9 protein-coding genes are annotated in these 15379 nt (G+C 61.5%); 3 read left to right on the forward strand and 6 right to left on the reverse strand.

Annotated elements, in window-relative coordinates; all coding sequences use genetic code 11:
- Positions 1-37: 37 nt before the first annotated feature.
- From lysA to VHX65_09115, 5 genes are all read right to left on the reverse strand, one after another.
- On the reverse strand, positions 38-1309 hold the full coding sequence (lysA, locus tag VHX65_09095; GenBank protein ID HEX3998690.1) for a diaminopimelate decarboxylase: 1272 nt from the start codon (positions 1307-1309) through the stop codon (positions 38-40).
- Between the two features lie 468 nt (positions 1310-1777).
- On the reverse strand, positions 1778-3721 hold the full coding sequence (locus VHX65_09100; GenBank protein ID HEX3998691.1) for a di-heme oxidoredictase family protein: 1944 nt from the start codon (positions 3719-3721) through the stop codon (positions 1778-1780).
- A gap of 154 nt (positions 3722-3875) precedes the next feature.
- Positions 3876-5726, reverse strand: coding sequence for a hypothetical protein (locus tag VHX65_09105; GenBank protein HEX3998692.1), 1851 nt, complete (start codon positions 5724-5726; stop codon positions 3876-3878).
- A 114-nt stretch (positions 5727-5840) separates the two neighbouring features.
- Entirely contained in the window at positions 5841-6464 is a 624-nt protein-coding gene (gene nadD, locus VHX65_09110) for a nicotinate-nucleotide adenylyltransferase (GenBank protein ID HEX3998693.1), read from the reverse strand.
- Positions 6465-6679: 215 nt separating this feature from the next.
- Positions 6680-7846: an aminotransferase class V-fold PLP-dependent enzyme gene (locus VHX65_09115; protein HEX3998694.1), complete on the reverse strand. Its 1167-nt coding sequence runs from the start codon at positions 7844-7846 to the stop codon at positions 6680-6682.
- Between the two features lie 532 nt (positions 7847-8378).
- Here VHX65_09115 and VHX65_09120 point away from each other — a divergent pair.
- Positions 8379-8561, forward strand: coding sequence for a hypothetical protein (locus tag VHX65_09120; protein HEX3998695.1), 183 nt, complete (start codon positions 8379-8381; stop codon positions 8559-8561).
- Between the two features lie 55 nt (positions 8562-8616).
- Here the strand turns inward: VHX65_09120 and VHX65_09125 are convergent, their stop codons facing one another.
- Positions 8617-9414 (reverse strand): hypothetical protein, encoded by a 798-nt coding sequence (locus VHX65_09125; GenBank protein HEX3998696.1) that lies wholly within the window; start codon positions 9412-9414, stop codon positions 8617-8619.
- 382 nt (positions 9415-9796) lie between these two features.
- On the opposite strand from VHX65_09125, the gene VHX65_09130 reads away from it, so the two are divergent.
- Together VHX65_09130 and VHX65_09135 are read left to right on the forward strand one after the other, a co-directional pair.
- A complete protein-coding gene (locus VHX65_09130) occupies positions 9797-12958 on the forward strand; it encodes a PA14 domain-containing protein (protein HEX3998697.1) in 3162 nt (1053 codons plus the stop codon).
- 79 nt (positions 12959-13037) lie between these two features.
- The gene (locus VHX65_09135) at positions 13038-15050 is read left to right on the forward strand and encodes a hypothetical protein (GenBank protein ID HEX3998698.1); all 2013 of its coding nucleotides are present in this window, start codon (positions 13038-13040) and stop codon (positions 15048-15050) included.
- The last annotated feature ends 329 nt before the right edge of the window (positions 15051-15379 follow it).

The following is a 15379-nucleotide window of genomic DNA, read 5'->3' on the forward strand; positions in this document are numbered from 1 at the left end:
GTCAGCGCTCTCTAGCCTGACGCGGCCGCGTGTGTTCTCACGAATCGCCCAACACGCGTTCGCCGCGGATCAAGTCTTCGAACGTTTGCCGGCTGCGGACCAGATGGGCTTCGCCGCGGTCGATGAGAACCTCGGCGGCCAGCGGCTTGGAATTGTAGTTCGAGCCCATCACGAAGCCATACGCCCCGGCGATTTCGAGTACCAGAAATTCGCCCACTTCGGCGGCCGGCAACGATCGGGTGCAAACGATTCCGCCTTCCTCTTGCGTGAAGATATCGCCCGATTCACAGAGCGGACCGCCGACCACCACGTCGTGCATCGGCCGGTCGCCCGACGCCTCGCTGCCGCTTGCTGGGGCGATCGACATCGGGTGATACGCGCCGTATAAGATCGGCCGGGCAAGGTTGTTGAAGCCCGCATCGAGCAAATAAAACATGTTGCTCCCCATCCGCTTCACCGCCCGGATCTCGCTCACGAGATAGCCCGATTCGGCCACGAGGTATCTTCCCGGTTCGATTTCAAGCGACAATTTGTGGCCAAACCGATCTTCAAGCCGGCGGCGAACCGCGTCCCATAATCCGAAATAGGCCTTGAGATCGACATAGGATTGCGACTCGCGATACGGCACCGGCAAACCGCCGCCGGCGCTGATCGTCGTCAGCGAACGGCCCACGTCGGCCGCGGCCCGCTCCATCGCTCCGCACACCTGCCGCAAGTGTTCTAGATCGGTGCCAGAGCCGATGTGCATGTGCAGGCCGCTGATTTGCAGGCCGTGAAAATCGGCGAGCCGCAGGCATTCCGACAACTGCTCGTGCCAAATTCCGTGCTTCGACTGCTCGCCGCCGGTGTTGGTCTTTTGGCTATGGCCGTGGCCGAAGCCGGGATTGATCCGCAGCGTGATCTTGGCGCCGGGCATCCGGCGCCCGAACTGCTCGATCATATCGGGCGAGCCGCAATTGACGTGCAAGCCCAGCTCGACGACAAGCTCCATCGAAGCGCGGTCGAAGATATCGGCCGTGTACACGATCGGCGGTGGATCGCCGTGCGGCGAGTAGCAGGCCGCGAGCGCGCGTCGCACTTCTCCCTCGCTCACCGCGTCGACAACCACGCCCTTGCGGCGGATGAAATCCAGGATCGCCAGATTCGAGCAGGCCTTTTGCGCGTAGCGAATCACATCGAATGCCGCAAGATCGGCGATCCGCTCGGCAATCTTTGCGGCGTCGTAAACATAGAAAGGCGTGCCGAATCGGCCGGCCAACTCGGCAACCGGCAGACCGGCGATATGGTTGCGAATCAAAGTTGTGGGCATAAGGGGAAATAATCAAACGGGCGGACGAATCGAAAACTCGAGACGGCGATTATTTGTCCACAGTAAGCGTGAGCCGTCCGCGCGGCAAGCGGTCGCGAGCATTTCTAGAACTCTCCTGCTGCCAGTCCGTGATTGCATCCGAAATCTGAGCCTGAAAGGCTCATTCCTGCAGCCCAGGGCGGAGACGCATGAGCGGCGCAGCTTTGGGGAAGCAGTGCGACACGTTTGTCCCGCCCTGAAGGGGCCGTTCCACAATTCGCGGCGTCTTGTTGAACGGCCCTGACAGCGCCGACGCGTCGTGCGGGCGGTTAACCCAGGACCTCGGCCGCCTGGCGCGGCTCCGGCCTGGGCTGTTAGAATCGGCCTTCAGGCCGACGTTTTATCCTGCCCTGCGTGAATACTGTGGGGAATGCTAAGCGCAAGGCCGTGGGCATGGCACCCTGCGAAACTGAATCGCTCGGTCCCAGTCTATCGTGCCGCCAAACGAACTGTTTTTGCGGTCGGCTCCGGTGCAGTGAGCGATTTGAGGAACACGGTCACCTGATTGCGTTCTCCCGGTTTAAGTTGGAAGAATTTCAGGGCCGACGACGCGCCTTGGCCGCCGTGGAAGGCGATCGCTTGTTCGAGCGTGTCGGCGCGGCCGTCGTGCAAATAGGGACCCGAATCGCGAACGCCCCACAGCGGCGCGGTCCGCCATTCTTGACGCAATGCGCCGACCAGCTTCGCCAATTGCTGCGGCGTCATTTTCGCCTGGAATTGCTGGACGGGCTGGCCGGGGCCAGCAAATGGTGCCAAACCGCCCGCCGGAGCGACCGCCATCGGGGAATCATCCTGTTCCTCTTCCGGAGCGTCGGGCGTGAACACGCCGTAGTTGCCCGAGTCGCCCAATTCCGGGCCCATGTCGTGCAACAACAGATCGCTATACAGGCCGCTCACTACACCCACCTTTTCGACATGGCAATTCGCGCAGCCGACGCTGGCGAAGAGCTTGTGGCCGGCGCTGATCGTAGCTGCTTCTTGGGCGGTGGCCGGCTTGCGTTCGGTCGGCGCCGGCAGGTTTCGCAAGTAGCTGACCAAAGCGTCGCACTCGGCTTTGTTCATATCCAAGCCGGGCGCTTTGTAGTTCGGCTTGAGCGGCACGCCAGCCTGCTCGTGGCCGGGCACGTTCAAACCGAGCTCGACCGCGCAGGCGGTGAGAGCAAAATCTTCGAGCGACGGTTTTTGAGCCTTCCAACCAAAGCGGCCGATCTTGCCGTCTTTTTGCTTCGCTGGCCGGCCGGCCACGTCGGGATATTTTTCATGCTCGGCCTTGGCCAGATCGACGATCGTCTTTTCCGGAATCGCGTCGATCAACCCGATGCCGAACAGGGCAATTGGATTTCGTTGCGAATGACTGATTTGCACGTTGCCGGTTTGAAATGTGGTGTTGAACGTTCCCGAATGCTTCATTTGCACTTCGTTTTGCAAGATGGCAGCTTCCGAATTCGTTGCGACCTGCTGGGTGATTGGCGGCGCCGAGGCAATGGTCGGGCCGGCCGGCGGAGCGAGATCGCTTTCCACATCTTTGGCGGGGGTGTTCGGATTCGTGACGGTTTGGCCACCTTCCACCGTGACCGTAAGATTGCCGCTTGCAACGGTCGGCGGTGGCACATCGGTTGTGGTGACAGGAGCAACCGCGGCCGGTTCGGCGAGAGTATCCATGAACGGATTCGAGGGCTGCCCGCTAAACACGCCTTGCCGCCATTGCTGGTATTTCGGGTCTGTGCCGAAATGGTGCAGCACGACGCTGCGGGCTGTCGCGAAACCCGGATGGATCTTCATTAATTCCTTCTTCGCCCGTTCCTTGGCCAGCTTCCTTTCCGCGGTCGTCGGCTTGCGCGGAGCCGCAACCGGCTTGGCGTTTGCCGTAGGCTGCACGGGCACCGGTGGGGCTAGGCCGCCAAACGCCAGATTGAACAATCCTTGCGGCAACGTTTGCGGCGGAGGAACAAACTGCGGCGGCGCGTCGTTTACCGAAATGCTGAAAGCCGTGATGATATCGACATTCTTGCTCGCCGGCCCGGCGCCGCCGACACCCCCTTGGTTGTGGCAAGCGATGCAAGAGCTATCGTTGAACACCGGTCCCAAGCCATCGCCGCCGTGGGCCCGCGAATCATTCGGTAGCCATTCGCGGGCAAACAATTCGGCCCCGTCGGGCGCTGCTTCAGGTTTCGCCGCGAGGTTCGCGTTTGCGGCCGGCTTTGCTGCCGCTTGTTTTGCCGTAGGCCGCTGGGGGACTGGCTCCGTCGCAAAGGCCGACTGGCGCGAGATGCTGAACAGCGAGCACGCGGCCGCCAACGCCGCTGCCGCAAAAACCGCCGCCCGCAATTTGGCCGCGACTGCAAAACGCGATTCAGCCCGGTTCGCGCGCATACGACACCTCAATGTGTAAAGAGAAGAGATCGAAATCCAATTCGACGGCAAGCGATAGATGCCCGCCTTCTGCCGACCGCATTATAAAGCGTGAATTTCCGAGAACACAAGGAAATCTTAGGGGGTGCAGTTTGGTTTTCACGAACTCGGCAATTTAGCGCCTGGCAGGTTCAGCGGATTCAATGATCGTCGGCGGCGCCGGGCGGACCGAATCGGCGCGGGCGAACGTGAACGCACCTACCCATAATGGAAGCATGCCCGACATCGTCGGGTCGAGCGGAAGCGATTGCCGGCTCACATAGAGAAAACCGTTTTTCTCTCGCGAGAGCGTGCTGATGCCGGGCTCGACATGGCGGAGCAGCGAGGCCAGCGAGGGAAGCATCGACGCGTTGACATCGAGCCCCTCTTGCTGCATGTGCGACGCCGCAATCGTGGCGAAGATTTGCAGCACGGGGTAAGTAATCTTCAACGTCGCCGCCGTGTCTTGATAGGTGATCAACACGGGGCTCGCCGCTTTGAGTTTCTCGGCCACGACCGGGATGTCGGCCAGCGACCCGGCTGCCGGATCGCGCGAGAGATAGGCACGGATGTTTTGCGGCGAAAGCGAAATGATCCATTGCTTGTCGGTGATGCACCATGCCGGCGCAAAGGGAATTTCTCCACCCGGCACGTTGAGATAATAGATTTTCTGCTTTTGAAACGTCGTCTCCTCAATCGCCGCACCGCTGCTGGCGCCGACCGGATTCTTGCGCACGAATTCGACGAATTGCTCGTTGGTTTTCACCAGCCGGTCGTGGTCTTTCACGGAGGCGACCATCGTCAGCCCCGTGATGATCAAACCCCCTTCGCCCGGCGAATTGTAAACGCACCACGAGTCGCCGAGCGTTTGCAAGAAATCTTCCTGCACGCGAAACCCGAGCGCCGATTCCATTTGCTTGACCCCGTCGGCCATCTGCGCTCCGGCGCCGGCGTCGATCGTGCTGATGCCGGACAAGATTGTTTTCCACACTTCGGCCGGCGGCACGCGGGCTGCGATGGCGAAAGACGCATCCTTGGGGATTGGCACTAAATCGGCGGCCGTGAGCGGAACCGAGCCGAACCAGGTCAACAGCCCCCTTGGCTCGCCGTCGAATTGTAGCCACGACTTGCTGACACAGCCGGTGCCGTCCAGACCGCTGACATTGGCAAACCCGGCGACTTGATCCACGCCCGCGGCGTGCAAAGCAGCTTGACCTTGCAGGCCCAGAAACGGCGCTGCCGTGGCGAGCACTTTCTTGACGTTGAGATAGTGCACGGTGCCGATGCGCTCGACCGGCAGCTTTTTCTTGAGCGCCACGAGCCAGTCGGGCGTTGGCCCAGACAGGCGCGTCGAGATCGCATCGGCCGAACCATCGCCGATACCGACGATGAGGTACTTTCCGCGAAAGCCCCATTCCACGGTCGGGACCCCCGGCGGCGTGGGGAGCTTGTTCCATTTCACGGAAGCCGGGGCCTGCGCGACTGCTGTGGCCCCGCCGTTTGCGTTCGGCCCCAGCAGCATCTGTTCCAGTTTTTCAAGAGTCGCCTCGACCTGGGCGGTATCGTCGCCGGTGCCGACGACGATTCCGCCGGCGACGGCTGGCCCGAGTGGCCCGACTTCGGCCTTGGATATGAAAGCAGCGACCGGACGCGTCAGCAGCATGTGGAGCAAGCCCGGGCCTTCAGCGCCGAGCAGCTTGCCTTGCGGTGTCGGCGGAGCTCCTTTGCGAATCGCAGCAGCCAACGCCCGACCAACGTCGCGTACGAAATTGCGCACTTCCGGCTCTGCCGCGAGCTGCTCCGTTTGATTCCTACTTTTGGGATCCGGTTCTGCAACGCCTGAGGCGGTGAAATACCAAACGCAATCCGCCGGAGCCACATGTGCCATCACCGGGTCTTCAGGCAGCGGCGGCACCGCCAACGGGACGCCAGCTCCGCCGCCCAACAACATCACCAGGAGCCAGCTAAACGGAGTGGCGACAGCCATGAGATTACTCCTGGAACGGAGATTCCGAAAATGGAGCGAAGAGCAAACCGCTTGCGAGCATACGCGGCAGCAGTAGAAAAGTCCACTATTTCGGTCGGTCGCCTACCCCGCAGCTTAGCGCGATTCTTCTGTCGATGCGTACAAGCGGCCGGCGGCGATGTATTGCTCGACGGCCCGAGGCGTCCGGTAGCGAATGCTCAAGCCGGCCGCGGTTCGGCGGCGAATAGCGCTCGCGCTCAGTTCCACCAGCGGCATCTCGACCGCCAAGCGGCGAATCGCTTCGAGCCGATCGGCGGAAATCAGTGTTGCCAGCGGTGAAAAATCGGGCGGCGGACCGCCGGCTCGCCGCACCGCCACCGGCAAGGCCAGCGCGCAGATCCGCGCCGGATCGCGCCATGTCGCCAGTTCGGCGAGCGAATCGGAGCCGAGCAAGAGAAAGAGTTCGCTGGCCGGCAGTTGAGCGTGCAGGGCCTCGAGCGTATCGACCGTGTAGCTGATTCCGCCGCGATCGAGTTCCATCGTCGAAACGACGAACGCCGGTTGGCCGCCGGTCGCCAGCCGCAGCATATCGACGCGCTTCATGCCGTCGGTCAGCTCGGAGCCGCGCTTGTGTGGCGGATTCGCCGCCGGTATGAACCACACTTGATTCAGGGCAACCTGCTCGCGGCAACATTCCGCGAGAAGCAGATGCCCATAGTGAACCGGATCAAAACTGCCACCGAACAGACCGATACGCATGGGCAACCACCAATGTGCAACTTGAGGAAAGGATTTTCGCCAAACGGACAAAGCGGCGCCATCCCCACGGCTTTGCGTGGGCATTGCTTTTGGCAGTTTTACCGGCGGCTAGCGCCTTGCCGCTCACGCGCGTGAACGGCAAGGCGCTAGCCGCCGATTACACGCCCGCTTAGGGGCAATGGGCATGGCATCCAGTTATCGGCGACCGCCGGCGATTAGCCGCTCGCCATGATCTCGCGCAGCGATTCGGTCAATCGCGAAATATCGGCCTCATTGGTGTAGGCATGCGGGCTGATGCGCAAGCCGCCGCCGCGCACGCTCAACACGACTCCGCGCTGCAATAGTTGCCGTGCCGCTTGGGCCAGGTCCCGGCCGGGAAGATTGAATCGCACGATTCCCGAATTGTGCGCAGATTGATCGCGATGGCTTGTCACCACGGCGCCGATTTCGCCGAGCCGGCGGCAGGCCACGCCGGTCAACGCGAGAATTCGCCGGCCGATCGACTCGGCGCCAAGTTCCAGAAGCAATTCCAGGCTGGCCGCCAGACCGAGAAAGCCGACCATGTTCGTCGCCGCCCCTTCGAATCGGGCTGCGGTGTCTTTCAGGCGGATTTCGATGCGCGTGTAATCGGAAGCGTTGGTCATGCTGCCGTGCCCAAGGCAGGGAACTCGAAGCCGGTCGAGATGCTCGCGGCGGATGAAGAAGAGCCCGGCCGCTTCGGGGCCCAACATCCATTTTTGGCCGCCGGCGGCGAGAAAATCGATGCCCAATTGATGCACGTGGATCGGGAATGTTCCGAGTGCTTGAATTGCATCGACAAACAACAAGGCCCCCCGGCGATGCGCAATCTCCGCCGTGGCCGCCAGATCGTTTCGCCAACCGCTGGCGTAGCCGACCCAACTAATCGTCAGGATTCGCGTCCGCTCGTCACACGCATCGGCCAGACGATTCAGATCGACTCGGCCATTGTCGGTCGGCACTCGACGTGTCTCGACGCCGCGGTAGGCTTGGTTGATCCAGGGATACAGGTTCGCCGGAAATTCGTCCGCCAGCGTCACGACATTGTCGCCCGACTGCCAGGGAAATCCTTCGGCAACGATGTTGATTCCTTCGGTCGTGCTGCGCAAGAGGGCGATTTCTTCGGGAATGCCGCCGACAAGCTGCGCCGCAATCGTGCGCAGCGATTCATAGTGCGCCTTGAATTTCAACCACGAGGCAACCCCGTTTTCCGCTTGCTCCTCGGCCCAAGCGACGACCGTGTCCGCCGACGGGCGCGGCAACGGCGAAACCGCAGCGTGGTCGAAATACGCCCAACGGCCGACGACGGGCATTTGACGGCGGAAGCGGTCCCACTTCGGATCGTCGGCTAGCTCGGCGGTCATATGGCGGATGCTCCGGCTCTTGGCACGGGAAACGAATTCTGATCACGGCCTTCGGCCGTCCGATTGGCGATATAGTGAATTCTGACACTTCGGAGCGACAACGCCAGTCATCCACGCTTCCGCGATCGGGTCGCGCGGTCAAGTGCCCCGCCGCGCGGGGCGTATGCAGGGGCCAATTCGCCGGCCAATAGGATGGATCGTTTTTGGCGCCTGTATTCCGCCGCTTTCGCCCAAACCCGTTGCCGGTTAATCTGTTGCCACCGTTAAAATCGGCCCATTGCAAGCGAATGGGGGCACCCGCCAGTGACTATCGAACCTCATCCTCACGAACGTTCGGCAAGGAAAATCGGGCAAAATGGGCGAGTGACAGCGTTTAGGCTTGAACTATACTGGGAAAGCTTTCATAACGTGGAAAATATTTCCATCCGCTTCCGGCCAACTCTTCCTCGGACCCAATGCCGATTTCTACTCTAAGCTCATTCTCCATTCGCAAGTTGTCCCTCCTGAGCCGGCAGCCGCGAGGAAGCACCTGATGGCCAAGACTTTGACCGTGCTTGGGATGGTGGTTGCCGTCCTAGTGCTTGCGGTGTTTGCACTCGATTTGTCGATCAAATTCCCCTTCGAGCGGGTGAGCGTCGCCATGGATGTCGTGGCAATCGCCTGCGCGGGAATTCTCGGCTATTTGAGTTGGACCACCTACAAGGAACAACTGTAGGGGCAAGAGAACAGGGGCCCAGGAGTCGGAAATGGCAGGCAACGGCGTGCTGGGATCACGCTGCTCGGAGGATCGATCCGCTCGCCCGCACCGGCGCTGGCCCAGAAAGCTGCGAGATTGCTGCCGCGATTGGGCAAACCCGCAGTAGTCCAGCTTGCCGGCGGCCTTCGATATGCCGCACGATGCCGGGCAATCCGCCCAAGCGGTCGGCTCCATTGCCGGACGAGATCGCCGCGATATCGACAGCCAAGTGCAGCGAAGCTTGATTCCGAATCGATCGATCGATGGCACATCGAATCCGGCTTGCCGAGCGCCACTCTGAGATCCGGCCGGGCCCGGTCAATACAAAGTCGGGCGAAACGAGCCATAGCCCATAGCGCAAAGGCAAGATTCCGGCAGCGTTCTTGCTCGGCGATGCATCGCGCGCCGGCGAGCGAACGGCTGTGAAACCATATTTCCCGAGCAATTCTGCCGGCGCCGCGGCCGCCTCGCCAAGCGCCACGGTCGAAATCGAAATTCCAGCGCAGCGGGCTCGGGCAGTGCGAGCGAGAATCTCTGCAACCAATCGGCTGCGCGCGGCGGTCAGTGGGCTAGAATCGGCGAGATGCCCGTCGTCATCAACTCGCAATCCCGCTACGTGACCGATTCCGGCGGCGAGCGCTTGGGCAAGCGTGGGATCGCCGACCGGATCATTGGTAAACCACGTCGCCGACATGCCGGCGGCGTTGAGGTGCTCGAGTACGCGTCCGGCCGTTTTTAATGTGCGAGCAGGCCGATTGCTACTGATTTCCAAAGGGGTCGATGGCAAATCGATGGAAATGAAAAGCAGCGCGCCAAGAGATTGAGAACGCATCGCTGAATATCTCGCGGATCCAAAAAGTGGGCTGAACGGCTGCACGCGATCCGTTGCGATTCGCATTTTTGGAACTCGACTCTTTCCCGGCCCCGACTGCATCAAAACGCCGGTGGGCCAATCAGGCTACGCCGCTTTTCGCCTTTCGCAAGAAGCCTTGCCGCTCGCAACGATTTTGACGGCCACAGGTAGGTCAGGCTTTCCAGCCTGACATTCCTCGGCTTCGTCAGCCTCGAAAGGCTGACCTACGGCAATCCGTGTCACTACCACACCGCCCCGTCGCTTGCGATTCGCGTGCGCGGTGATTAGCATGGGCGAATCGCGCCCCGGCCGACTCCCCGCCTGCCTCCCTCCCCCCCACACGCCCGCTGGAGATTCTTTGATGCCTGCCGCACGGCAGTCCGTTACGGGCAATCGTTGGCCCGATTGGTTTCGATTCTTCCAACCACGGTGCTTCGTTCGCTCGCGTCGACCGCGGCAAGTGCTGGGAAGATGGTGTTCGCTCGGAGTGATTTCGTTCGTCGCGATATCGCTGTTTGCAGCGAAGTGTGGAGCGGCCGCAGGCGGCGCTGCAGACTCGCTCGACGATGAGGAGCCCGCCAAATCGCCTGGGCTTATCGCCACGTACACGATTGGGGCCGACAACGCCAACGCGAAAGCGCCGGCAGTTCGCCGCTACGAAAGCGTGCCGACATTTCTGCTTGGTTCCGGCGAATCGCCCGATCCGCGCTTGCCGATAAAGGGTTGGCAAGTGACGTGGGACGGAGTGATCCAGGTGTTGCATCCGGGCAAGTATCGATTTTCGGCAGCGCACAGCGGGCCGCTCAAGATTGTGCTGGATGGCAAAGCGGTGTTGGATCAAGCCGAGCCAGGCCAGCATTCGGCGCCTGGGGCAGAAGTGCAACTGGCGTTTGGAACCTTGCCGATTCGGATTTCCTTCCGATCACAGCAGCCGGCAACGTCTTTGAAAATCTACTGGCAATCGGATTCGATCGCCCGCGAGCCGCTGCCGGCCAAATCGCTGGGGCACACCAAGGCGTCGCCGCCGATCATCGACGCGTTTTTCGATGGCCGGCTGGCAGTGGAAGAACATAGCTGCGTGGCATGCCACAAGCCGAGCGACGCGGTGAAATTGTCAATGTCGCTCATCACGCGCCCCGGCCCGCGGCTGACTGACGCCGGCGAGCGGCTGAACGCCGCGTGGATCTACCATTGGCTCGACAATCCGCAAGCGATACGGCCGGAAGCCGTCATGCCGCGGCTTTTTGGCGACGACGAGCATGGCCGGCTCGAGCGATATGCCGTGGCCGTGTATTTGGCCTCGCAAGGCCATCCGCTGGCAGCGGAACCGGTCGAAGGTGAATCGCAGTTGGTTGCCCGTGGCGAGCGGCTTTACAACCAGACCGGCTGCATCGTGTGCCACGAAAGACATGGCTCGCAAGAAGCACGAGCGACGTTGCATGGATTGTGCCAAAAGACCACGCACACTTCCGTGGCCGCGTATTTGCAAAATCCGGCCAGCGTCGATCCAGCCGGGCGCATGCCGAGCCTCAGCCTCGACAAGGCCGACGCCACGAGCCTCGCGCTCTATTTGATCCGCCGCGATGAGCCGACGATGAAATCGCTCAATCTGCCTGCGGCACCGGCCGTGGCCGGCCTGCAGGAAGCCTTGGGTGCGGCGGAAAAATCCGGCGGCGAGCTCTCCGCCGAAGAGGCCGTCAAACTGGCGACAGAACCGGTCGAAACGCGGCTTGCCGCGCTCGGCCGGCAAGTCATGGTGAGCAAGAACTGTGCGGCTTGCCACGAATTTACTCCTGCCGGCGAAAAGAAGCCGCTCGATCGCACGTTCGCGGTGAACGACTTCGCCGCGATCGCCAAAGCGCCGGCCGGCGGATGCCTGGGAAATCATTCGGCCGACGGCAAAGTGCCACAATTTGGCCCGATGCTCGATCGCCGCGCCGTGGTCGAGTTTCTGAAGCAATCGCTCGCCGCGCCCGGTTCTCCTGCCCCGGGCGAATTCGCCCGGCTGACGCTCGCGAGACTGAATTGCACGGGTTGCCATCAGCGCAGCGGCTTTGGTGGATTGACCAAGGATGTGGTGGCAAAGATCGCCGAAAACGCCTCGCCGGAAATGGCCGAAATGGTCAGCCCGCCGCCGTTGACGGATGTTACCGACAAGCTTCTGGCCACGTATATCGACGCAGTGTTGTTCGACGGCCGGCGGTCGCGCCCTTGGATGAGCTTGCGGATGCCACAGTTCTCCAAGCCGATGATCGCCGTGGTGCCAGCCGGTTTGGCAGCCCTTGATGGTGATCCCTTGCGCCACGAGCCGCAGCGATTCGCCGACGACAAAGCGATGGACGACGCGGGCCGCACGCTCGTCGGCGCAAAAGGCTTCGGCTGCACGAAATGCCACGACATGCTTGGCAAACCGAGCGGCGGCACGCGCGGGCCCGACCTGTCGCTCGTGGCCGATCGCGTGAATTTCGATTGGTTCGACCGCTGGATGATCGACCCGCAGCGAATTCAGCCGGGGACGCGGATGCCGACCGTGTTTCTCAACGGCGTCAGCCCATATAAGAACATCTTGGATGGCAATGCAGAGCGCCAGCGGCGGGCGATTTGGTCGTATCTCTCACACAGCAAGAGTCTGCCGCCGCCGGAGGGCTTGGAGAATGAAAAGCCGCCCGAGGTGGTTCAGCAAACTGCCGCCGGATATGAAACGGTGCGTTCGTTCATGCCCGATCTGTCGGCCCGGGCGATGGCGATTCGCTACGCCAACGGTGTGCACCTTGGCTACGATCTGCAAGCCTGCCGATTGGCGTATTCGTGGTCGGGCGGCTTCGTGAATATGGGGCCGGCGTGGAACGATCGCGGCGGCAATAAGCTCCAATTGAAAGGGCCTGTGTTCTGGAAATCGCCCGGCGGATTTCCTTGGGATGTGACCCCCTCGTCGTCGCCGATTCCGGATTTTTCGGGCCGAGACAAAGACATTTCGCTCGGCGCCATTCTCAAACTCGACGCGCCATTTCAACCGACGCGATTGGACTTCCGCGGCTACCAGCTCACTCCCGGCGGCCCGACCTTCCGCTACGAACTGCAACTGGGCGCCGGCGAGCGGGCAAGATTCCACGAAACCGTCGTCTCGCTTCACACCGATCTGGCCAACGGCGTGCTGCGCGATGCGACGGTCGAAACGCCTGCCGGCCGCACCGTGTGGCTCAACGCCGCCGACGCCGACGAAGCGCCTCAGTGGACGACGGCCGACGGCCATTCCGGGCAACTCGACGAAATCGACAAGACCGCTCCGGCCGATGCGGTGGTGCGTTGCAAGCAAGACGGCAAGCCGGTGCTATTGCATTTGCGATCCGCTCCGGAAGGAACCGTGTGGCAGGCGATGAAGCAAGGCGGCCGCTGGGCGGTGGTGTTGCGCGATTCGTTGAACGGCAGCGCGACCGAAGCCCGATTGGTGCTGGCCGTTTTGTGCCCAGTGAACCCTGCTGCGGCCGAACCGGTTGCGGCAGGCGAAGCGAAAGCGAAGTAGGCCACGGCTGACCGACGGAAGAAAAGAAGCATGACACGGTCCGCCCCCCCGGCGGCGCTGCAAGAGGAGACTCGATTCGATGCGATTTCGATTTTTAGCCATCGCCGCCGTGCTCGGCGGATCTGTGCTTGCTTCCTTCGCTGTCCGCGGCGACGACAAGGTCACCGATCAGCCCGAAGACAAGTTCATCTACATCAAGAAAGCCACGCGCGCGGAGACGCACGCGGCGTCGATGGCAGCCATGGGCATGACGATGCACGGCGCCGGGCCGTGGTATTTGATCGGCCCGTTCGACAGCAAGGGGCTCGCAACCGTCTATCCGCCGGAGAAGCAAATCGATCTCGATGCCCGCTATCCCGGCAAGGGCCAAGAAGCCGTGTGGCGGAAGATGGATTTTGCCGATGGCCAGGTCGTCAATCTCAAGCAGTTCAAGCAATCCGACAAGTGCATCTGCTACCTCTATCGTCGCATCGACATGCCAGCCGCGCGAAATATTGACGTGTCGCTCGGCAGCGACGACGGGCTGATGGTGTGGCTGAACGGCAAGCTAATGCTCACCGACAACGCGTTTCGCGCCTGCTCTCCGGATGAAGATCATCTCGTGCTTCCGCTGAAAGCCGGCCGGAATGATTTGCTGCTGAAGGTAAGCAATGTCAGCGGCGATTGGGCCTACTATTTCAGCGCCAGCATTCCGCAAAAGTTCGAGGCCAAGCTCAACCGGCAGCTTAACCGCGATTTTCCCCAGGGTGGCGAGGCCGATTCCTATGAAATCGACACGCTCCCAACGCCCACCGGCGAAGCCATCGAAGTCGGCGGACTGAAGTTCCGCCCCGACGGCAAGCTCTACGTCGCCACGCGCCGCGGCGACGTGTGGCTCGTGAGCAATCCGACCGACGAAGATCCCGACAAGATCACTTGGAAGCCCTACGTCCGCGGACTGCACGAGGTCCTGGGGCTGAATGTCGTCGGCAAGAATGATCTCTATCTCGTTCAGCGGCCGGAGCTGACGCTGGTTCGCAGCACGAAGGAAAACGACGTTGCCGACGACTTCACCACGATCTGCGATAAGTTCGGCCTGTCGGGCGATTACCACGAATTCATCTACGGCCCGGCCCGCGATAAAGATGGCAACATGTTTATCACGCTCAATGTCGGCTTCGGCTTCGGCCATCAATCTAAAGTGCCCTATCGCGGGTTTTGCGTGAAGATCACGCCCAAGGGCGAAATGATCCCTTGGGCCTATGGTTTGCGCAGCCCGAACGGCCTGAACTTCGCCCCCGACGGCCGGCTCTATTTCACCGACAACCAGGGCGAATGGGTACCGGCTTGCAAGCTCCAAGAAGTGCGCTACGGCGAGTTTTACGGCCATGCGGCGAGCATTCGCTGGTGGCCTGGAAAGAAAGATGGCGACAAGCCGGAAGTGGTCGAGCCAGCGATCTGGTTCCCTTATTTCACGATGAGCCGCTCGTCGACCGAGCCGGTGTGGGACACGACCGGCGGCAAGTTCGGACCGTTCGAAGGCCAATGCTTCATCGGCGAACTGACCGAATCGCTCGTCATGCGGGCGAATCTCGAAGAAGTGAAAGGGCGGATGCAGGGTTGCGTATTCCTGTTCCGCACCGGCTTCCAATGCGGGCCCAACCGGCTCGTATTCGCGCCCGACGGCAGCTTGATCGTCGGCGAAACGAATCGCGGTTGGGGCTCGGTCGGCGGCCGGCCGTTTGGCGTCGAGCGGATTGCCTACACCGGCAAGCTTCCGTTCGAAATGCATTCGATGAACATCACTCCCACCGGCTGGGATGTTCACTTCACGCAGCCGATCGACCGCAAAAAAGCCGAGGCCGCGGCAACCTATTTTCTCGAATCCTACACGTACCATTACTGGTCGACCTATGGGTCCGACGAAATCGATCGCAAACAGAACCCAATCACGGCGATCAAGGTGTCGGACGACGGCAAAACGGTCAGCCTCACCGTGCCCGAACGAGCCAAGAAACACGTCTTTCACCTGAAGTTGACCGGCCTGACCTCAGCCGACGGCAAACCGCTTCTGCACGCGGATGCCTACTACACCATGAATGAAACACCTTGAGAGGGAGGCTTTGCGGCTTTGAGCTCGAGGCCATACGACGGCTCGGAGGGGGGGGCCGAGCCCGCACCGCAAGCAAGGGTCCGATGGGCGGCGGGGCCGTAATTTTCCGTGTGAAAACGGTTTTTTTCTTCCTTGCTAGCGCTGCGGGCTCTCGCCGGGTTTCCGCCCTCTTTCGCTGCCCGCGCGGTAAATTTTGCCCGTGAGGGATCAAATCGGCCCTTGGGGGCGTCTATAATTGATGCAGCGCAATTGGCGCATGCGCCGGGGCGTCGATCATCAGGCCCCCAACGCCTGATCTACGTGGTCCGGAACCTCGAAGAGGCCGATCC

This window comes from Pirellulales bacterium (genome assembly GCA_036267355.1).
Lineage (GTDB): Bacteria > Planctomycetota > Planctomycetia > Pirellulales > DATAWG01 > DATAWG01.